This window comes from Photobacterium sagamiensis (assembly GCF_050337085.1).
GTDB classification, from domain to species: domain Bacteria; phylum Pseudomonadota; class Gammaproteobacteria; order Enterobacterales; family Vibrionaceae; genus Photobacterium; species Photobacterium sagamiensis.
The window spans coordinates 1-20,872 of the sequence record NZ_JAKJSP010000036.1 but is presented as its reverse complement, the minus strand read 5'-3'; the positions used below and the strand labels follow the sequence as shown (position 1 = coordinate 20,872).

Annotated in this window: 17 protein-coding genes, 1 rRNA gene and 1 riboswitch; of the genes, 11 read left to right on the top strand and 7 right to left on the bottom strand. The window is 46.2% G+C overall.

Annotated features, from left to right (window positions below; translation table 11 throughout):
- Positions 1-3 precede the first annotated feature (3 nt).
- Entirely contained in the window at positions 4-2,421 is a 2,418-nt protein-coding gene (gyrB, locus tag L4D76_RS17485; RefSeq protein ID WP_428442172.1) for a DNA topoisomerase (ATP-hydrolyzing) subunit B, read from the top strand.
- A gap of 363 nt (positions 2,422-2,784) precedes the next feature.
- Positions 2,785-3,225: a small heat shock chaperone IbpA gene (gene ibpA / locus L4D76_RS17480; RefSeq protein ID WP_428442171.1), complete on the top strand. Its 441-nt coding sequence runs from the start codon at positions 2,785-2,787 to the stop codon at positions 3,223-3,225.
- 661 nt (positions 3,226-3,886) lie between these two features.
- On the opposite strand, the gene L4D76_RS17475 is transcribed toward ibpA, so the two are convergent.
- From L4D76_RS17475 to glyQ, 3 genes are all read right to left on the bottom strand, one after another.
- Positions 3,887-5,137 carry a valine--pyruvate transaminase gene (locus L4D76_RS17475; protein ID WP_428442170.1) on the bottom strand — a complete coding sequence of 417 codons (1,251 nt, stop codon included), beginning with the start codon at positions 5,135-5,137 and terminating at the stop codon, positions 3,887-3,889.
- Positions 5,138-5,479: 342 nt separating this feature from the next.
- Entirely contained in the window at positions 5,480-7,552 is a 2,073-nt protein-coding gene (glyS, locus tag L4D76_RS17470) for a glycine--tRNA ligase subunit beta (protein ID WP_428442169.1), read from the bottom strand.
- Positions 7,553-7,561: 9 nt separating this feature from the next.
- A complete protein-coding gene (gene glyQ / locus L4D76_RS17465; RefSeq protein ID WP_428442168.1) occupies positions 7,562-8,473 on the bottom strand; it encodes a glycine--tRNA ligase subunit alpha in 912 nt (303 codons plus the stop codon).
- 300 nt (positions 8,474-8,773) lie between these two features.
- Between glyQ and L4D76_RS17460 the strand changes: the two genes are divergently transcribed.
- From L4D76_RS17460 to L4D76_RS17450, 3 genes are all read left to right on the top strand, one after another.
- The gene (locus L4D76_RS17460) at positions 8,774-9,466 is read left to right on the top strand and encodes a YiaD family glycine zipper/OmpA-like lipoprotein (protein WP_428442167.1); all 693 of its coding nucleotides are present in this window, start codon (positions 8,774-8,776) and stop codon (positions 9,464-9,466) included.
- A 99-nt stretch (positions 9,467-9,565) separates the two neighbouring features.
- A riboswitch (yybP-ykoY riboswitch) is annotated at positions 9,566-9,674 on the top strand.
- 92 nt (positions 9,675-9,766) lie between these two features.
- On the top strand, positions 9,767-10,324 hold the full coding sequence (locus tag L4D76_RS17455; protein ID WP_428442225.1) for a TMEM165/GDT1 family protein: 558 nt from the start codon (positions 9,767-9,769) through the stop codon (positions 10,322-10,324).
- A gap of 179 nt (positions 10,325-10,503) precedes the next feature.
- The gene (locus tag L4D76_RS17450; protein WP_428442166.1) at positions 10,504-10,755 is read left to right on the top strand and encodes a hypothetical protein; all 252 of its coding nucleotides are present in this window, start codon (positions 10,504-10,506) and stop codon (positions 10,753-10,755) included.
- A gap of 73 nt (positions 10,756-10,828) precedes the next feature.
- Here L4D76_RS17450 and tusA read toward each other — a convergent pair whose 3' ends face one another.
- Positions 10,829-11,080 (bottom strand): sulfurtransferase TusA, encoded by a 252-nt coding sequence (gene tusA / locus L4D76_RS17445; RefSeq protein WP_318927163.1) that lies wholly within the window; start codon positions 11,078-11,080, stop codon positions 10,829-10,831.
- Positions 11,081-11,219: 139 nt separating this feature from the next.
- Between tusA and L4D76_RS17440 the strand changes: the two genes are divergently transcribed.
- Positions 11,220-11,402 (top strand): hypothetical protein, encoded by a 183-nt coding sequence (locus L4D76_RS17440; RefSeq protein WP_107285056.1) that lies wholly within the window; start codon positions 11,220-11,222, stop codon positions 11,400-11,402.
- A 139-nt stretch (positions 11,403-11,541) separates the two neighbouring features.
- On the top strand, positions 11,542-12,483 hold the full coding sequence (locus L4D76_RS17435) for a LysR family transcriptional regulator (RefSeq protein ID WP_428442224.1): 942 nt from the start codon (positions 11,542-11,544) through the stop codon (positions 12,481-12,483).
- A gap of 103 nt (positions 12,484-12,586) precedes the next feature.
- Here the strand turns inward: L4D76_RS17435 and acuI are convergent, their stop codons facing one another.
- The 3 genes from acuI to fadB all read right to left on the bottom strand — a co-directional run bounded on the left by acuI (position 12,587) and on the right by fadB (position 17,105).
- Entirely contained in the window at positions 12,587-13,567 is a 981-nt protein-coding gene (acuI, locus tag L4D76_RS17430) for an acrylyl-CoA reductase (NADPH) (RefSeq protein ID WP_428442165.1), read from the bottom strand.
- 180 nt (positions 13,568-13,747) lie between these two features.
- A complete protein-coding gene (gene fadA / locus L4D76_RS17425) occupies positions 13,748-14,914 on the bottom strand; it encodes an acetyl-CoA C-acyltransferase FadA (RefSeq protein WP_428442164.1) in 1,167 nt (388 codons plus the stop codon).
- A 16-nt stretch (positions 14,915-14,930) separates the two neighbouring features.
- Entirely contained in the window at positions 14,931-17,105 is a 2,175-nt protein-coding gene (gene fadB, locus L4D76_RS17420; RefSeq protein ID WP_428442163.1) for a fatty acid oxidation complex subunit alpha FadB, read from the bottom strand.
- Positions 17,106-17,770: 665 nt separating this feature from the next.
- On the opposite strand from fadB, the gene L4D76_RS17415 reads away from it, so the two are divergent.
- The 4 genes from L4D76_RS17415 to L4D76_RS17400 form a co-directional block, all read left to right on the top strand.
- Entirely contained in the window at positions 17,771-18,397 is a 627-nt protein-coding gene (locus L4D76_RS17415) for a YigZ family protein (RefSeq protein WP_428442162.1), read from the top strand.
- A 43-nt stretch (positions 18,398-18,440) separates the two neighbouring features.
- Positions 18,441-19,898, top strand: a complete 1,458-nt coding sequence (locus L4D76_RS17410; protein WP_428442161.1) for a TrkH family potassium uptake protein — start codon at positions 18,441-18,443, stop codon at positions 19,896-19,898.
- A 9-nt stretch (positions 19,899-19,907) separates the two neighbouring features.
- Positions 19,908-20,432, top strand: coding sequence for a menaquinone-dependent protoporphyrinogen IX dehydrogenase (gene hemG / locus L4D76_RS17405; protein ID WP_428442160.1), 525 nt, complete (start codon positions 19,908-19,910; stop codon positions 20,430-20,432).
- A 369-nt stretch (positions 20,433-20,801) separates the two neighbouring features.
- Positions 20,802-20,872 (top strand): 16S ribosomal RNA (locus L4D76_RS17400); the annotation flags it as partial.

Here is a 20,872-nt window from a genome sequence, read left to right as displayed (position 1 = left end):
TCAATGTCCAACAATTACGATTCATCAAGCATCAAGGTGCTTAAAGGCCTTGATGCTGTACGTAAACGCCCAGGGATGTATATTGGCGATACAGATGACGGTACTGGCTTGCACCATATGGTGTTTGAGGTCGTCGACAACTCTATCGATGAAGCTCTTGCTGGTCACTGTGAAGACATCGTCATCACGATTCATGAAGATAATTCTGTTTCTGTGAGCGATGATGGCCGGGGTATTCCTACCGACATTCACGAAGAAGAAGGTGTGTCTGCCGCTGAAGTTATCATGACGGTACTGCACGCCGGAGGTAAGTTTGATGATAACTCATATAAAGTATCGGGTGGTCTTCACGGGGTCGGTGTTTCGGTTGTTAATGCCCTGTCTGAAAAAGTCGAGCTGACGATTTATCGTCACGGCTCTGTTCATCATCAAATTTATCGTCATGGTGTGCCTGATGCGCCGCTTGCTGTGATTGGTGAAACGGAGAAGACCGGTACACGTCTTCGTTTTTGGCCAAGTGAAGACACGTTTACCAATGTCGTTTTTCATTATGAAATTTTGGCTAAGCGTCTGCGTGAATTGTCGTTCCTGAATTCAGGCGTTTCCATCAAACTGATTGATGAGCGTGAAGAAGGCAAGCAAGACCATTTCAGGTATGAAGGTGGTATCAGAGCGTTCGTTGAGCACCTGAACCGCAACAAAACGCCCATCCATTCAAAAGTTTTCCACTTCGATTTTGAGCGTGAAGATGGCATTGAGGTTGAAGTCGCAATGCAGTGGAACGATGGTTTCCAGGAAAACATTTACTGTTTTACCAACAATATCCCACAGCGTGACGGTGGTAGCCACTTAGCCGGTTTCCGAGGCGCGCTAACTCGTACTTTGAATACCTTTATGGACAAAGAAGGTTATTCGAAGAAGGCGAAAACCGCGACCTCTGGTGATGATGCGCGTGAAGGTCTGACTGCAGTTGTTTCGGTTAAAGTACCGGATCCAAAATTCTCAAGCCAGACCAAAGATAAGCTGGTATCAAGCGAAGTGAAACCCGCGGTTGAATCTGCAACGGGTGAGAAGTTAAGTGAATTCTTACTGGAAAACCCGTCAGATGCCAAAATCGTGTGTTCAAAAATTATTGATGCATCTCGTGCGCGTGAAGCGGCACGTAAAGCGCGTGAAATGACCCGTCGTAAAGGTGCGCTCGATCTAGCTGGCCTGCCAGGTAAACTGGCTGACTGTCAGGAAAAAGATCCCGCTCTTTCTGAACTATACATAGTGGAAGGGGACTCTGCTGGCGGTTCAGCCAAGCAGGGGCGTAATCGTAAGAATCAGGCAATCTTACCGCTGAAAGGTAAGATCCTAAACGTAGAAAAAGCACGTTTCGACAAGATGCTATCTTCTCAAGAAGTAGCAACGCTTATTACAGCGATGGGCTGTGGTATCGGTCGTGACGAGTACAACCCGGATAAGCTGCGTTACCACAACATCATTATCATGACCGATGCCGATGTCGATGGTTCGCACATCCGTACGCTACTGTTGACCTTCTTCTATCGTCAGATGCCAGAATTGATCGAACGTGGTCATATCTATATTGCTCAGCCACCGCTTTACAAAGTGAAGAAAGGCAAGCAAGAGCAGTACATCAAAGATGATGATGATATGAACCAGTATCAGGTATCTCTGGCGCTGGATAATGCTTCTCTGTTTGCCACTGAAGGCGCGCCTGCTATTGCTGGCCTTGCGTTGGAAGAGTTAGTGAAGCAATACAATGCGGGAATGAAGCTGGTAGAGCGAATGAGCCGCCGCTATCCATTGTTGATGCTAAACGAGTTTGTCTATCAGCCGCGTCTTGCTGTTGATATGCTGGCTGATGAAGCGACGGTTGAAGCATGGGCGACACCGTTAGTTGCGGCATTGAATGACAAGCAATCGGGTGAAAGCCAGTACAGCTTCGACGTTATTCGCGATGAAGAGAATAATGTCTACTTGCCGAAAGTGATTGTTCGCACCCACGGGGTGGAATATGAATATGCGCTGAGCTATGACTTATTAAACTCGAAAGAATACCGCAAGCTTGCTGATCTTTCTGAAGCGCTGCATGGTCTGCTGGAAGAGAGTGCTTATGTTCAACGTGGTGAGCGTAAGCAGCCGGTAGCTAGCTTCAAAGAAGGCTTGGATTGGTTGATTAAAGAGTCTCGTCGTGGTCTGTCACTGCAACGCTATAAAGGTCTGGGTGAGATGAACCCTGAGCAGCTTTGGGAAACAACCATGGATCCTGAATCTCGCCGCATGCTACAAGTTACTATCAATGATGCAGTGGCTGCTGATGAACTGTTCACGACTTTGATGGGCGATCAGGTTGAACCTCGTCGTAACTTCATTGAAGAGAATGCACTGAAAGTGGCGAATCTCGACGTATAGAACATTACTTTTAGTTGATTACTGATAAAAACGCCGCTTTTTAGTGGCGTTTTTTTATGGGTATAATTCTAAGAAACTAGAAACTAGAAACTAGAAACTAGAAACTAGAAACTAGAAACTAGAAACTAGAAACTAGAAACTAGAAACTAGAAACTAGAAACTAGAAACTAGAAACTAGAAACTAGTAGGGCATAACAATTATTTTTTTATTTCTCTTGGAAAACTCGAAGACCATCCCTATATCTAGTTATGAAGAGCAAGACGCCTGATTCAGGGTCATGCGACAGGTTTGTCCAATAGCGGAAAACCACTTCACCACATAAACGTATTGTTTTTTATTGCTTCATTAGAAGGATAGTTATTATGCGCAACCTAGATTTCACTCCTCTTTACCGCTCTGCAATTGGCTTTGATCGTCTGTTCAATCAAATGGAACAAAATGTCAGTAACGCGAATACCGGTTACCCTCCATATAACATTGAGCAACAAGATGAGAATCACTACCGCATCACTATGGCCGTTGCCGGCTTTGCTGATGAACAGTTGGACATTACCCAGCAGCAAAATAAACTCATTGTGCGTGGTGTTCGAGAAACTGAGAGCAAAGAAGAGCGCCATTATCTCTACCAAGGTATTGCTGAACGCGACTTTGAGCGTAAATTCCAACTAGCGGATTACGTAAAAGTAATCAATGCTCAGATGGTGAATGGTTTACTTCATATTGATCTTGAACGTGAACTCCCTGAAGAGCAGAAGCCAAGAAAAATTGCTATTAACGGCAGAAACCTGATTGAAGGCGAGTAGCACTTCAGTGTGAATCATTTCGTTTTAGAGTAGTGGAAGGTCAGCATATGCTGGCCTTTTTGATTTTCACTTAGCTCATAAATGACCTTTAGTTATTTTACCGAAAGGTTCTAGGAGAGCGTAATAAGTGAAAATGACTATCAGCTGTTTCACGTGGAACACTAATATCTTGAAAAACGCCGCACCCCTGATCCCTATCCAATAATCTGCATCCACTTTGACAGATCTCACCTGTGAAATTTCGTTTAATACAGACATACTTTCGACGTGAAATATTTTAAACATGCCGATAAGCTCGTTGGAAGGATCTGCTTTGTGGTATGTGAATGAAGAGTGCCTGAGCAATATCATCTCTGCTAAGCACGTACACGGCAAATCATAAAGCTTTGCTGGATGTAGACATGATAGTTACCGATTTGGCTGATTTCGAACATTCAATTTATCGATTATCAAGTATTGCGGCAATGGATGTGAATCTCAGTATAAAGATAGAACCAAACAGTTCTGTAACGATGAATTTTGTTGTGGATGATGAACAGTGATGTTGTAAGTAGTCCTCTTATAAGCTGTTTTATCGATTAAGTCATGTAACCAAAAACGAAATCGGCGAGTGGGAAGTGTCGTGGAAAGGCGGTGTTGTCATACCGCCCGTCACTAAAAATTAAGCATCAGCGTAGGCTTTCGCGACTTCTTCAGCAATGATCGCAATGCCTTTTTTCATGTCATCATCATTCTGGACATAGTTCATACGCAGGCATTCATGGCCATGTTGCCAATCAGCGTCTAAACCAATAAAGAAATACTCACCAGGAACAATTAAAACCCCGCGGGCTTTAAGCCGGCGATAGAGCTCCATCGTCGTAATGGGCAATTCCTTAAACCATAACCACAAGAACATTGCACCTTCTGGCTTATGAATACGAAAGCGTTCATCGGTAATGGCGGTTTGTAATAACTCGACAGCATGCTGTGATTTACGTTGATAGAAAGGTTTAATGACCTGTTCGCTGAGTACCAATAAATCCTGCTTTTCAATCATCTTATTGACGATTGCAGGACCAACGCCGCCAGGCGCTAGGCTGAGCACACCGTTCATGTTTGTAATCGCTGTGGTGATCTCTTCACTCGCAATGACGATGCCGCAGCGAACACCCGGTAAACCGAGCTTAGATAAACTCATGCAAAGAATAGTGTTGTCATTCCAGAAAGGGGTGACATCGGCAAAGATAATATCTGGGAACGGCATGCCATAGGCATTATCAATGATCAGGGGAATATTGTGCTGCCGGGCCAGTTCATCCAAATGATGGATCTCTTCGTCGGTGAGTACATTACCGGTCGGGTTGGTTGGCCGAGAAGCACAAATTGCACCGATGCTGTTATCAACGATGAGTTCGTTAAAATTGATGTGGTATTTGAACAGACCATTGTCGAGTAAGGAAATCTCCGGGCGGTAAGAGATAAACATGTCATCACTCAGGCCAGAGTCGCCATAGCCAATATACTCTGGAGCCAGAGGCAATAAAACCTTCTTCCGGCTGCCGTCTGGGAAATCACCGGCAAGCAGGTTGAACAAATTAAAAAAAGCACTCTGGCTGCCATTAGTCAGTGCGATGTTTTTCGCGGTGATATCCCAATCATACGTTTCTCGGAGCAAATCGGCGAGGGCATTAAGGAAGGTGTTCTTACCTTGTGGTCCATCGTAATTTGTCATTGCCGCCGCGAGCTCACCGGAGTCGACCATTTCTTTGGCAACACCATTAAAGTAGTCCACCATGGCTGGTATCTGGGCAGGGTTGCCGCCACCAAGCATGATCGCGTCAGGATTTCTTAAACCGTCATTGAGATCATCCATTAGCTGGGTAATACCTGAATAACGAGCGAACTTGTCTCCGAATGTAGAAAACTCCATGTGCACTTCCGACCTCAGTATCTTGTTCTTATCATTAACTTGTTAAATGTCTGTATATATTGCCTTCAGTTGTCAACATACATGATTGTACTGCAGAGGGAAAGGAGAAGAACTCACCGAGTTTGTTTGCTCATTGTTTCACGTGAAACAGTAATAAAGTCGAAGTTGTACTGTTATATTTTGAGTGTAGCCGATGGTGAAACTCTACAGCGAGGTATGAATGAATTGGTGTTTCACGTGGAACCATGCGGTTATGTTCAGCGGTGAGTGACGTATGCATTAGTGAATGGAACGTAAAAAAACCCCACACCTGAGTATGGGGTTTGAGTCTGTTATCAGTGATTATTTCTGCAGGAGTGAAATATCAGCGACTTTCAGGAACTCATTACGAAGCAGGTTTAGCATTGTCAGACGGTTAACTTTCAGTTTCTCGTCATCTGCCATTACCATGACATTGTCGAAGAAGGCATCCACGGATTCGCGTAGGGTTGCCAGCTCAGACAGTGCCTGCTGGTAGTTACCTTCTGCAAATACTGGCGTTAGTGCCGCTAGCATCACTTGGACTTTCTCAGCCAGGGCTTTTTCTGCGTCTTCAACCAGTAGTGCGCTTTCGATAGCTGTTGGTAGTTCACCGTCGAATTTCGCCAGAATGTTACCGACACGCTTGTTTGCTGCCGCTAATGATTCTGCCGCTTCCAAAGAACGGAAGTGGGTAACTGCTTTAACTCGCTTGTCGAAGTCAGCAGGTTGAGTCGGGCGACGAGCCAGTACTGCCTGAATAGCATCAACGCTATGGCCTTCGTCTTGATACCAGGCACGGAAGCGGCCCAGCATGAAGTCGATAACATCAGCTTCAACGTTGTGATTAGTTAGCTTGTTACCAAATAGCTCTTTTGCTTTGGTGATCAGGTCAACTAAATCAAGCTTGTAGCCTTTCTCTACCATGATGCGAAGTGCACCTAGTGCTGCACGGCGAAGGGCAAATGGGTCGTTGGCACCTTTCGGGTGCTGACCAATACCGAAGATACCCACAAGCGTATCCATCTTGTCTGCTAGGGCAACTGCGGCTGCAACGTCAGATTTTGGTAGTTCATCACCGGCGAAACGAGGCATGTATTGCTCGTTCAGCGCAACTGCAACATCTTCGTGCTCACCGTCTAGGCGTGCATAGTGCATGCCCATTACACCTTGGGTATCGGTAAACTCGAATACCATTGATGTCATCAGGTCGCATTTAGACAGCAGACCTGCGCGCTCTGAATGTTCAACGTCGGCACCGATCAGGTTAGCAATAAAGCCAGACATCGCAGTAATACGGTCGGTTTTATCACGCAGTGTACCTAGTTGCTTTTGGAACAACACAGTTTCAAGTTCTGGTAGGCGCTCAACAAGCGGGCGCTTACGGTCGGTCTTGAAGAAGAACTCTGCGTCCGCAAGGCGAGGGCGAACCACCTTTTCGTTACCTTCAATGATCTGACGAGGGTCTTTCGACACAATGTTAGTTACGAAGATAAACTTAGGTATCAGGTTGCCCTGTGCATCGTAAACGGGGAAGTACTTTTGGTCACCTTTCATGGTGTAAACCAGTGCTTCTGAAGGGACGTTCAGGAAGTCTTCTTCGAATGAAGCAGTGAGTACCACTGGCCATTCAACCAGGGATGTCACTTCTTCAACTAGCTCATCTTCAAGATCGGCAATCCCACCAACGTCATAAGCTGCTTTCTTAGCACCAGCAAGGATAATAGCTTTACGTGTATCGTAATCTGCCATGACCTTACCGCGTTCTTCAAGAATTGACGGGTACTGATCAGCATTATCAATCGTGAACTCTGCTTCACCCATGAAACGGTGACCACGGATAGTACGAGCAGAATCGGCACCTAGAATATTACCGGCGATCAGTTCGTCACCTAACAACATTGTTAGGGTTTTAACCGGGCGGATAAATTGAGTGTCGTAGTCACCCCAGCGCATTGGCTTAGGAATTGGTAGCTTAGCTAGCGCTGCCGCGGCAAGATCACGAAGTAGTGCTTGTGCCGACTTACCTTTGACTTCCTGCTTATACAGAAGCCATTCGCCTTTGTCTGTTTTCAGACGTTCAGCCTGATCGACGCTAATACCGTTACCGCGTGCCCAGCCCTGAGCCGCTTTGGTCGGGTTCCCATCAGCATCAAATGCCGACGCGATAGCCGGGCCTCGTTTTTCAACGATTTTATCTGCTTGGCCAGCCGCCAGCGCTGTGACTTTTAGTGCCAGACGACGAGGAGCCGCAAACCATTTAATGCCCTGGTGAGCCAGGTCGGCCGCTTTTAGCTCTGCTTCAAAGTTTGCCGCAAATGCTTCGGCAAGAGTACGTAGGGCTTTTGGAGGTAGCTCTTCGGTACCTAATTCGATAAGGAAATTCTTTTCAGTCATGCGACGTCCTTACTTATCTTTTTTGCACATAGGGAAGCCAAGGGCTTCGCGAGATGCGTAGTAAGCTTCAGCAACTTGTTTAGTCAGGTTGCGAATACGCAGGATGTAACGCTGACGCTCGGTAACCGAGATCGCTTTACGTGCATCAAGAAGGTTGAACGCGTGACCTGCTTTTAGAATACGCTCGTAGGCTGGAAGTGAAAGTGGGTTTTCAAGTTCCAATAGTTCCTTACACTCTTTTTCGCACTGGTCGAAGAAAGAGAACAGGAAGTCTACGTCTGCGTGTTCAAAGTTATATGTTGATTGCTCGACTTCATTTTGGTGAAAGATATCGCCATAGGTCACTTTACCTAATGGGCCATCATTCCATACCAGATCGTAGACTGAATCAACGTTCTGGATGTACATCGCCAATCGTTCAATACCGTAAGTGATTTCACCGGTTACAGGTTTACACTCAAGCCCACCAACCTGCTGGAAGTAAGTAAACTGTGTTACTTCCATGCCGTTAAGCCAAACTTCCCAGCCAAGACCCCAGGCACCCAATGTTGGGTTTTCCCAGTTGTCTTCAACAAAACGGATGTCGTGCACTTGAGTATCAATACCTAAAACTTCAAGTGAGCCTAGGTAGAGTTCCTGAATGTTGTCCGGAGATGGCTTTAACATTACCTGGAACTGGTAGTAGTGCTGTAGACGGTTAGGGTTTTCACCGTAACGGCCGTCAGTTGGGCGGCGAGATGGTTGAACATACGCTGCTGCAATAGGTTCCGGACCCAGAGCTCGAAGACATGTCATTGGGTGAGAGGTACCCGCACCTACTTCCATGTCCAAAGGTTGTACAATGGTACAACCCTGCTGGCCCCAGTAATCCTGCAGCGCGAGGATCATGCCCTGAAAGGTTTTAATATCATATTTCTGCATTGTCAGCTTCGCGAAATTAGTGGATTAAAAGTAATTTGTGTAACAATCGAGTATACATTGCATGGCATTTTCCGAGTAGGGCCAGTGCATGTTTTTTATCCATCTTTAGCGGATTTGCTTAAATATTTTGGCGTATTAACGGGCTTTACTATCTGGCAGATGAATAATTGACAAAGTTCTGATGTGTTTAATTCTTCCATTCTTTAGAATGATACTGGTTTCTGAACGGAGTTATATGCCGTACAGTATTAATGTTAGTAACAATCACATCGATCGTAAATCGAGAACAGGGACAAGAGAATGACTATCAATTTTTCAGTGGCATCTAATAAATGGGTGCGCTCTGCTATTTTTGCAGTGGCAACATCTGTTGCCGCAACGGGTTGTACAACCGTTAATCCTTATACCCGTGAAGATCAAACAGCCAAATCAACCAGTGGCGCATTAATTGGTGCTTTTGCGGGCGCGGCTATTGGTGTGGCATCTTCCAGTAAGAGTGATCGCGGAAAAGGTGCACTGATTGGTGCGGCTTCCGGTGCGGCATTAGGTGGTGGCATTGGTTATTATATGGATGTCCAGGAGACGAAACTGCGTCAGCAGTTAGAATCAACGGGCATTAGTGTTACCCGGGATGGTGACAATATTGTACTGAATATGCCAAATGAAATTACCTTCGGGGTCGATAAGTCAGATTTAAGCTCCCGTGCGATGAATGCGCTGCATAATGTGGCGTTGGTGGCAAAAGAATACGATAAGACCATGCTCAATGTTTATGGCTTTACAGATAGCACCGGTTCTGAATCTTACAATTTGCGTCTTTCTCAAGTACGAGCAGGCGAAGTGAGCAATTACCTGATCCGAGATGGCGTAACTGCAAACCGGGTTGTATCAAAGGGGATGGGGGAAGCACATCCTATTGCCTCTAATAAGACAACGCAGGGACGTGCAGAAAACCGTCGTGTTGCAATTGTATTAAGCCCAACGGCAGGCTAATTTGCTCTTTTTGTTGCCAGCCGATGACATTGGCTGGCAACGCCTCCTCATTATCGCTTTCATCTCTGGCTTGACCCTTATTTCCTAACTGGTTATGATCCTTCCTCCTTTGGGGAGTAGCCTCTCGATCTATCGAGATAATCGTCAACATACTTGAAGCAAAATCTTCATGGCGATTATGACTCACATTCATCCTACAGGTGAGTTTGGCGAGACCATTGGTAAATCTGCATGAACCGGGGTGGGGCGTGTGAGTTTGCCTGTGGTTCTAATAAATATCCTCGCCCCAAAGAGCATGTCGTGAGTGTGTTAGCCGTATCAATTACTACTGTTGCTTTAGCTGAGATTGGTGACAAAACCCAACTATTATCTCTGCTGTTAGCCAGTCGCTATCGTAAACCTGTACCCATTATTTTAGCCATTTTTCTCGCCACGATAGCTAACCATGCGTTGGCTGCCTGGTTGGGCGTTGTGCTGGCTGATTACCTGACTCCGGAAGCTTTAAAATGGGTGCTTGTGATCAGTTTTGTCTTAATGGCCGGTTGGATACTGATCCCGGATAAGCTCGATGATGATGAAAACATATCGAATAGAGGCCCTTTTGTGGCCAGTTTTATTGCGTTTTTTATTGCCGAGATAGGTGATAAAACCCAGGTTGCCACAACGATGTTAGGGGCTAAGTATAGCGATGCGCTATTGCTTGTTGTTATGGGGACGACGATCGGAATGTTGCTGGCGAATGTTCCCGTCGTCTTGATTGGCAAGTTGTCTGCAGATCGTATGCCACTGGGTTTGATCCGTAAGGTAACGGCGACACTGTTTGCTGGTCTTGCGGTTACAGCGGTCTTTGGTTTGTAAGCGCACTTTCCTGTCATTGGCTCTGACATTTAAATAAAGCGAGGTGTTTCACGTGAAACAATCGTTAACTATCAAGTTATTATGACGAGCAACTGAACTGTGATGTTTGCCGTAGTGCACCAAATATCGCCATGATATGGTGGTGGTGAGCGTTACGGTATTCAATCGTAGGAGGGGATATGACCCGATTTCTCGCTATTTCACCGCAAAGCCAATGCTGGTTATTTAATATTGCCTTAGCACTCAACATATTGGGTATGATGCTGACCGATATGTGGTTGCCGATGGTGGTCGGAGCGATTATAACGACCTATTTATCGGTCGATGCTTTGGTGCGATTACGTTACGTTATTCCGATGAAAAAAGAAATTCGCGAGTTACGCCACGAGTTAGAGCAGGCGCGCAGAGATGTTCGTGATAGCTGCCAGTAAAGAAGGGATATCGAGTGGTATTACATGGCGAAAACGTTGAATAGCAAAAAGGCAGCTCTGTGAGCTGCCTTTTTTAATTCCCAGTTCCTTTACGGATCAGAAAACGATAAGGAATATTATCCGTGTCTGCCGCAATCAGGGTGTGATCCATAAAGCGACAAAAACTAGGGATATCCCTGGTTGTTGAGGGATCATCGGCCAGTACCAGCAGGGTGTCACCTTCTGCCATTTTTCTTACGGTCTTGCGCACCATCATTACAGGCTCTGGACAACGCAATCCTTGTGCTTCCAGGTTATGAGTCGGGTTTTTAAAAATAGCTGTCATAACATACACATTCTGTTTTAGAGCCTTCGATCATACTTATGGATAAGAATTAATCAATAAGGGTTGGCAAATCAACGTAAACTGTGTAACTTATTTAACAGGGTATTAACGTTATCTTCTGAAGGATTAGGAGGTTCTTATGTTGACTCAAATTGATCGCCTGACAATTTATTGCGTGCTGTGCTTTATAACTTTTTGTTCTCTTGTTTTACGCAGCCCAAATAATCTGAGTATTTTTGCTCTTGGAGGGTTGATTGCTGCCGCGCTGGGACTCTGGTTCGAATTAACAAATTCACCGGATCTCGAAGAGGAAGAAACTTAACTTTTTTGACCACCGAATACTACACTCTCCCCAGTTTCTTGGGCTTACCCGCTTTTTAGCGGGATTTTTTTATCTGGACCTTCATCATTATCGGGAGCCTAATAATGAAGTGGTTATTGCTAAGCGAGTGAAGTTTGATATGGAGCTGGAAGAAGTCTACCGCCGTGATTTGAATCTTCTGGTGGCGTTAAAAGTCCTGCTTGAAGAATGCAGTGTCAGTCGGGCTGCGGTCAGACTCAGTCTCAGCCAGTCAGCGATGAGCCGGGTATTGGGGCGGTTACGGGATTTACTGGGCGATCCTCTTTTTACCCGTCAAGGGCAGCATCTTATTCCTACCCAAAGGGCATTGGAGCTCAATGAGTCACTTAATGATCCGCTGGAAGCATTACGTATTCTTCTCACCCCCAGTGATTTCCGTCCGGAATTGTGCGATCAGCGTTTTGTTATTGCCACTACCGATTACGCAATGCAAACAATCTTACCGTTTGCTTTGCCTCGAATTTATGAGGAAGCACCTAATATATCCTTGAAATTCGAACCGTTACAGCATGATCATTTACTTAGCCAGTTAACCACCGATGGTTGTGATATGGCTATTTGCCGTCCGACCGGCCCTGTTGATCCCTTATGCCGTGATAGCCTGGGTCTGGTGAGTGTATTTTGCCTGTTGTCAAAAAATCATCCGATGGCAGATCAGCACCTGACCCTGGATGATTATTTAACGTTTCCCCATGCGATGATTGCGATCAGTGACGGGGTTAAATCCCTGATTGATGAATCTTTGCGAGGCTATCGCCAACGCAAGATGGTACTGCGGGCTTATCATTTGGAAGCGGCATTGGCTATTGTGGATAAAATGCCGCTCATTATTACGGTGCCGGCGGATTTGGCCTATTTAGTGGCGGAAAAGCATGATTTGGTGGTGAAGTCTTTGCCGTTTGAATTCAAGCCGTTTGACTACTCGCTGATTTGGCACCAGCGCTGTGAACATTCAGCTTCACAGATTTGGTTGCGTAATCTGATTAAAGAAGAGTGTGGACGCCTGATTGATAAGCGGATCCATGATATGGGACTGGCTTAGACGTTCTGAACCATAAGCCGCTATTTGTGGGTGCTGGGAAAACCGGCACTGATTGGGTACAAAAAAGGCCAGCAATAGCTGGCCTGGGTAGTCATTGTCTTCTTTATAGCTTGATCACGACACGGCCAGTGATCTGACCATTAGTAATGGCTTCGGCACATTCAGCAACTTGTTCTAACTCCACTTCTCGGCAAGCTTGCTGGTAGTAACTGGCCGGTAGTAATTCTGTTAAACGTTGCCATGCTTGCTGGCGCTTTTCTAATGGGCACGAGACCGAATCGACACCCTGTAGTCTTACATTTCGAAGAATGAAAGGCATAACCGTGGTGGGTAAATCAAAACCACCCGCCAGACCGCAAGCGGCAACAGCGCCGTTGTAATCCATCTGCGCCAGGACTTTTGCCAGTACTTTACTCCCGACAGTATCAACGGCACCTGCCCATACTTGTTTTTCTAATGGGCGGGCCGGCTCTTCAAATTCACTGCGTTCGATAATACGGACAGCGCCCAACTCTTTGAGTAGCGAGCCATTGACTTCACTGCGGCCAGTGACGGCTGCAACTTGATAGCCAAGTTGGGCCAGTAGAGTGACGGCAACCGAGCCCACACCACCACTTGCACCAGTAACCAGTACTTCACCGGCATCAGGTGTAACACCCGCATCTACCAATGCTTGTACACAAAGCATGGCGGTTAGACCGGCTGTACCAATCATCATGGCTTGTTTGCCATCTAAATTCGCAGGTAAGGGAACTAACCAGTCAGCTTTCAGACGCGCTTTTTCTGCCATACCGCCCCAGTGGCCTTCGCCGACGCCCCAGCCAGTCAGTACAACCTGATCGCCAGCCTGATAGCGGTCATCACTTGATTCCACAACATGACCGGTTAAGTCGATACCCGGCACCATCGGGAACTGGCGCACAATACGGCCTTTACCTGTGATGGCTAAACCATCTTTGTAGTTAAGAGAAGAGTAATCAACACTGACTAATACTTCACCTTCAGGCAGCTGAGATTCGTCAATTTGACGGATCTCAGCAATGGTTTTTTTCTCTTCCTGATCAAGAACGAGTGCCTTAAACATAGATGTGCTCCGGGTATAAATGAAAGGGCCGTGAATATGGGCAGAGTGTAGTCGTGATAAGACCATGAATAAAATGAAACTTTATCATTTCATCTATGCATGAAGCGCATGTGTGGTTTGAACAAACGGGGTGATCACAAAAAAAAGCCCGCAAAATGCGGGCTAAGTCTTTGTTACGGGCTATTCAACGCGTTCGAAGATAGTGGCGATGCCCTGGCCTAAGCCAATGCACATGGTGGCAAGACCAAACTGAACATCGTGGTGCTCCATCTGGTTGATTAACGTGGTTGATATACGAGAACCAGAGCAACCGAGCGGGTGACCCAATGCAATCGCGCCGCCATTAAGGTTCACTTTCTCATCGACTTTATCAAGCAAGCCAAGATCTTTCGCACATGGTAAAGACTGAGCGGCAAAGGCTTCATTTAATTCCACCATGCCAATATCTTCCATGCCCAGACCGGCACGTTTCAGTGCTTTCTGGGTGGCAGGAACCGGGCCATATCCCATGATCGAAGGATCACAGCCTGCAATGGCCATTGATTTCACGCGAGCACGGATAGTGAGCCCCAGCTCCTTAGCGCGGCTCTCACTCATTACCAGCATGGCTGAAGCACCGTCTGACAACGCAGATGACGAGCCGGCTGTTACTGTACCGTTAACCGGATCAAATACCGGGCGCAGAGCAGATAAGCCTTCTACAGTGGTTTCCGGGCGAATGACTTCATCGTAGTCATACAGTTTTAGTACACCGTTTTCGTCGTGACCTTCAAGTGGCAGGATTTCATTTTTAAACCGTCCCTCAATCGTTGCCGCATGGGCGCGACGGTGAGAACGTGCTGCGAATTGATCTTGCATTTCACGACTTATCCCATGCATGCGGCCCAGCATTTCAGCTGTTAATCCCATCATGCCAGCGGCTTTTGCGACGGACTTTGACATGCCCGGGTGGAAATCTACACCGTGGCTCATTGGTACATGGCCCATGTGCTCAACACCGCCAATGATGCAAGTGTCTGCATCGCCAACCATGATGGCACGGGTTGCATCATGCAGTGCCTGCATGGAAGAGCCACACAAGCGGTTTACCGTGGTTGCACCAACAGTGTGTGGAATACCGGCTAAAAGCGATGCATTACGTGCTACGTTAAAGCCTTGCTCTAGCGTCTGCTGTACACAACCCCAGTAAATATCTTCAATGGAATTTGGATCCAGTTGAGGGTTACGGCTGATTAACCCTTTCATCAGGTGCGCAGACAGATCTTCAGCACGAACATTTCGAAATGCACCAGCTTTAGAGCGTCCCATCGGGGTACGGATGCAATCAACAATTACTACGTTATTCATTTTTTATCCCTCATCCTTAAGCGTTTGCTTGTGCTGTATTTTGCATCGAATAGTAGCTTTCACCTTTGGCTGCTTTTTCACGCAGACCTGCCGGTACTTCATAAACGGCACCGAGATGCGCAAACTTATCAGCCATGGCGACATATTCAGCCAGACCAAGAGTATCGATGTAGCGGAATACGCCGCCGCGGAAAGGAGGGAAACCGACGCCATACACCAGCGCCATATCGGCTTCGGCCGGGGTTGCAATAATACCTTCTTCCAGACAACGAACGACTTCGTTAATCATCGGGATCATCATGCGGGCAATAATATCGTCACTGGTGAACGCTGTTGCTGAGCCCGAAACAGGTGCGAGCAGTTCAGCCACGTCAGGATCAATGCTCTTCTTCGGCTTACCGCGGCGATCGACAGAATAGGCGAAGAAACCTTTACCATTCTTCTGACCAAAACGCTGTGCTTCAAACATCACATCAACAGCATCTCTGTAATCTTTGCTCATGCGGGTCGGGAAACCTTCTGCCATTACCGCTTGGGCATGGTGAGCGGTATCAATACCAACTACATCTAACAGATAAGCAGGACCCATTGGCCAGCCGAATTGTTTCTCCATGATCTTGTCGACGGCCGTGAAGTCAGCACCGTCACGCAGTAGCAGACTAAAGCCGGCAAAGTAAGGGAACAGTACGCGGTTAACGAAGAACCCTGGGCAGTCATTAACTACGATCGGGGATTTGCCCATCTTTGCCGCATAGGCGACAACACGTGAGATGGTTTCTTCTGACGTGCGTTCACCTCGGATGATTTCAACTAATGGCATCCGGTGAACGGGATTGAAGAAGTGCATACCACAGAAGTTTTCAGGACGCTTGAGAGACCTTGCCAGTAAGTTAATTGGAATTGTTGAGGTATTAGAGGTGATCACCGTATTGCCTGTTACTTTATCTTCGACTTCCGCTAAGACAGCGGCTTTAACTTTTGGGTTTTCGACGACTGCTTCAACAACGATATCGGCATCTTCTGCGTCTGCATAGTGCAAGCTTGGAGTGATACCTGACAGTACTTTGGCCATTTTAATACCATCAATACGGCCCCGTTCCAGTTGTTTGTTCAGCAATTTTGCTGCTTCGTTCATGCCCAGATCCAGAGAAGAAACGGCAATATCTTTCATCAGTACCGGTACGCCTTTAAGCGCAGATTGATAGGCGATGCCTCCTCCCATAATCCCTGCACCAAGAACGACTCCCTTGGTTGTTGGCTGGCCTTCTTTGGCGGCTTTCTTCGCTTTGCCTTTGATGTACTGATCATTGAGGAAAATCCCAACCAGAGCCTGGGCGACCTCCGTTTTTGCGAGTTTTACGAAGTGCTTGTTTTCAACAGCCAATGCTTCGTTACGATGCATTCTGGCTGCTTCTTCAATGGTAACAACGGCCGCCATCGGAGCCGGATAGTGCGGGCCCGCAACCTGTGCCACCATACCTTTGGCTATGGTAAAGCACATTGTTGATTCAATTTTGTTGAGTGTTAGCGGGGCCTTTTTCTGCGCACGACGGCCTTGCCAGTCCAGTTTCCCGGCGATGGCATCTTTTATCATTGTCACGGCCGCTTCTTTCAGCACTTGTGGTGCGACAACGGCATCAACTAAACCCAGTTTCAGGGCATCTTGAGCTTTTTTATCTTTACCGGCGGTAATGATTTCCATCGCGGAATCAGCTCCGATAAGACGTGGCAGACGTACCGTACCGCCGAAGCCTGGCATGATACCGAGTCGGGTTTCTGGCAAGCCAATACGTGCAGTGGTATCAGCCAGGCGGAAATCCGTGGCAAGAACACATTCACAGCCGCCGCCAAGTGCGTGGCCGTTAATGGCAGAAAGGGTAGGTACGGGTAGATCTTCTAATTTATTAAAGATGTCATTGGCTCGGGTCAGCCATTGGGACAACTCGTCCGCAGGTTTGGCAAACAAGCCAAGAAACTCTGTGATATCAGCACCAACAACAAATGCCTCTTTATCTGAGGTAAGCAGCAGGCCTTTAAGCTCTGCTTGCTGATAAAGGGCATTTAAGGCTTCGTTAAAGCATTCCAGGGTTTTTAGATCGAATTTGTTAATCGAGCCTGGAGCGTTGAGGTTAAGTTCCGCAATACCATCTTCCAGATAGCGAACGGATAGGGTTTCACCTTGGTAAATCATGTTCTATCTCCGTGATTTCCGGTTCTGTGCCAGATTTGATTTTACTGGTTTGACCTGTAACCAGATTAGAGATAAGTCTGAACCCGTTATGCAACTATTTCAACACTTATTTAAAACAATCGTTTAACTTTTTGTGTGGGTGATAATTTGGCGGAACTTGTGAGTTTGCGCATATCGTTGAAAATAAGTGATTTTTATTATTGTGGTGTTTGATGAAAGAGTAAGGCTGTTGTTGGGCTGTTGTTAATTTCCTTGTATCCTCTGAAGTCTGAAGTCTGAAGTCTGAAGTCTGAGTGCTTGATGCGAGTCGTTAGTTGACTGCATTTATTTATGACGATGGTGGGTGTGAATAAAGTCGACAGGCCGGTTAATATCGATTTAAGCTCAAAGGACGGTCTTTCGTATAGGTGACCGTTTGATTTCAGCGATTAGCCTGTTGCACATATTCTATTCGGCTAGCCATAACCATGGGTAAGCCAGCGGCTCTCCTTATGTATTATGCTGATTGGAATGTAACGGGTTGGTGAGCGAGCCTGCTAATTGTTGTATCTGGCTGATTATTTCCCTTTATATATATCTTTTTACAACCATATTGAATTTGTTGCGGCTTGTGTTGTGGTATCCTGCGCGATTATTTTCATCTGGATTTTATTGGTAGTCACCCAATGATGGAATGTGAACCTTATTTAGTGCCAGCGGCTGAAGCAAGCTTTGAAGAAGAAATAAAGAAAAGTCGTTTCATCACCTATTTGGCGCACACTCCAACAGTCGATGCTGCGAAAGCTTTTGTTAGAGATATCAAAGCTAAGCACGGCGGTGCTCGCCATCACTGCTGGGCCTTTGTAGCCGGACGGCCAACGGATTCGATGAAATGGGGATTCAGTGATGATGGTGAACCTTCTGGAACGGCGGGTAAGCCCATTCTTGCCCAGCTAACGGGGTCCGGCGTCGGTGAGATCACTGCAGTGGTTACCCGTTATTCTGGTGGGATAAAGTTAGGTACGGGTGGACTCGTCAAAGCCTATGGTGGTGGCGTACAGCAAGCCTTAACTGTGCTGCAAACCAAAGAAAAGGTAATAACTTCGGAACTCAGCCTGAGCTGTGAGTATAATCAGGTTTCATTGGTCGAGTCGTTGCTGGCAGAATATGCAGGGATTCAGCTTCGTGCTGATTATGGCAACCAGGTCGATATGACAATTGAACTTGATAGCCGTTTGGTGAAAGAATTTTCGGCCAAACTCACTAATCGCAGTGGTGGCCGAATCATGCTAACCACGGGTTCCGATAATTAATCGCACTCTATAATCGTTTTTAAGGATGAGAGCCGACTAGGCCATGCAGTTTCGATCTATTATCAGAATCGTGGGGCTATTGCTCGCGTTATTTAGTGTCACCATGCTTGCACCTGCTTTGGTCGCCTTGATCTATAGGGATGGTGCCGGTTTTCCATTTGTTGTCACGTTCTTTCTGCTGTTTGCTGGTGGAGCTTTGTTATGGTTTCCCAACCGGCGTCATCGTCATGAGCTGAAAGCGCGAGATGGCTTCTTAATCGTTGTTTTATTCTGGACTGTAATCGGTAGTGCCGGTGCCGTCCCTTTTATATTGGCTAAAACCCCCGATTTGTCTCTCACCGATTCTTTCTTTGAATCTTTCTCAGCCTTAACCACGACAGGGGCGACGGTGATCGTCGGGCTGGATGACTTACCTAAGGCTGTTCTGTTTTATCGCCAGCTACTGCAATGGTTCGGCGGGATGGGGATCATTGTATTAGCCGTTGCTATTTTACCGGTACTGGGGATCGGTGGGATGCAGTTATATCGGGCAGAAATTCCGGGGCCGGTCAAAGACAGCAAAATGACACCGCGGATCGCAGAAACAGCGAAGGCCCTTTGGTATATCTATTTAGCCTTGACTGTCAGCTGTGCTGGTGCATTTTGGATGGCAGGTATGACCATGTTTGATGCTGTCTCCCATAGTTTTTCAACAGTTGCCATTGGTGGCTTCTCAACTCACGATGCCAGTATGGGTTACTTTGATAGCCCCACGATTAATCTTATTACTGTGGTGTTCTTACTGATATCCGGCTGTAACTTTTCACTGCACTTTGCAGCATTTGCAAATGGTGGGATCCATCTTCGTACCTACTGGCGAGATCCTGAGTTCAGAGCCTTTTTGGCAGCTCAATTGATACTGTTCTTAATATGCTTTGCTATGTTGTTGCAGCACCAATCATACAATTCTTATTATGATGCGTTTGATCAGGCTTTATTCCAGACTGTTTCGATATCCACGACCGCGGGTTTTACTACAACTGGATTCTCAGATTGGCCGTTGTTCTTACCTGTACTTTTATTGTTTTCATCTTTTGTTGGTGGCTGTGCAGGTTCAACCGGTGGTGGTATGAAAGTGATTCGTATGCTGTTGCTGTTATTGCAAGGGGTTCGAGAACTTAAACGTCTGGTGCACCCGCGCGCGGTGTACACCATCAAGCTTGGCAGTAAAGCTTTGCCGCAGCGAGTGGTTGATGCGGTTTGGGGCTTTTTCTCAGCTTATGCCCTCGTATTTGTTATTTGTATGCTGGCTTTAATTGCGACAGGGCTTGACGAGCTTACGGCATTCTCAGCTGTTGCTGCGACTTTAAATAACCTGGGGCCAGGCTTGGGAGAAGTGGCAGTACATTTTGGTGAGATAAATTCATCAGCTAAGTGGGTACTCATTATCTCAATGCTATTTGGCCGTTTAGAAGTGTTTACTTTACTTGTTTTGTTTACGCCGACGTTTTGGCGAAATTAAGGAGAGGTTGTGGAAAAGGCTTTACTACTTCACTCAAGTACCGAAGGGCAAACGATTAAAATTCTTCATTATATAAAAGAGGAATTACGTGATAGCTGTGAGTGCGAATTGCAGGACCTTCATTCATTGTCTGCTGTTGATTTTTCTCAATACGATCGTGTACTGATTGGTGCCTCTATTCGTTATGGTCACTTAAACAAAAAACTGTATCAGTTTATTGCTCAAAATCAGCAACAATTAGAGCGGCACAAAGTAGGTTTCTTCTGTGTGAACCTGACCGCTCGTAAAGAAGGTAAAAATACGCCTGAAACTAGTGTCTATATGCAGAAGTTTTTAAAGAAGTCATTATGGCAACCCAAAATATTGGCTGTGTTTGCAGGTGCACTACGTTATCCACGTTATAACTGGTTCGATCGTACTATGATTAAATTCATTATGAAGATGACGGGAGGGGAAACTGATACAACAAAAGAGGTGGAATACACAGATTGGAATAAAGTTTCTCTCTTTGCAGCCCAGTTTAAGCAGTTTTAAGTATAAATTATGACGGTTTAGTGTGTTTTATGTTCGAACTGTCAGTTTTGATAAGTTTATTTATAAACACCCCTTGCCAATGCGATCGAACTCTCTATAATGCGACCTCACTGACACGGAGCACGGCAACTTAAGCCGGTAACCAGTCAGTATGTTCTTTAACAATTTGACCATGCAATCTGTGTGGGCACTCGTGAAATGATTCGTCGAAAGATTTATCAATGAACTGAGTGACCAAACGATGTAGTTACTGCAGAGTAATTATATTGGCACAGTCAATTTACGTTTCGCTCTTTCTTCTCGAAGAAGGGGTTGAAACAGAAAATCAGTAAAAATCATTGAGCCGTTCCGAAAGGAACAACAAAACTTTAATTGAAGAGTTTGATCATGGCTCAGATTGAACGCTGGCGGCAGGCCTAACACATGCAAGTCGAGCGGTA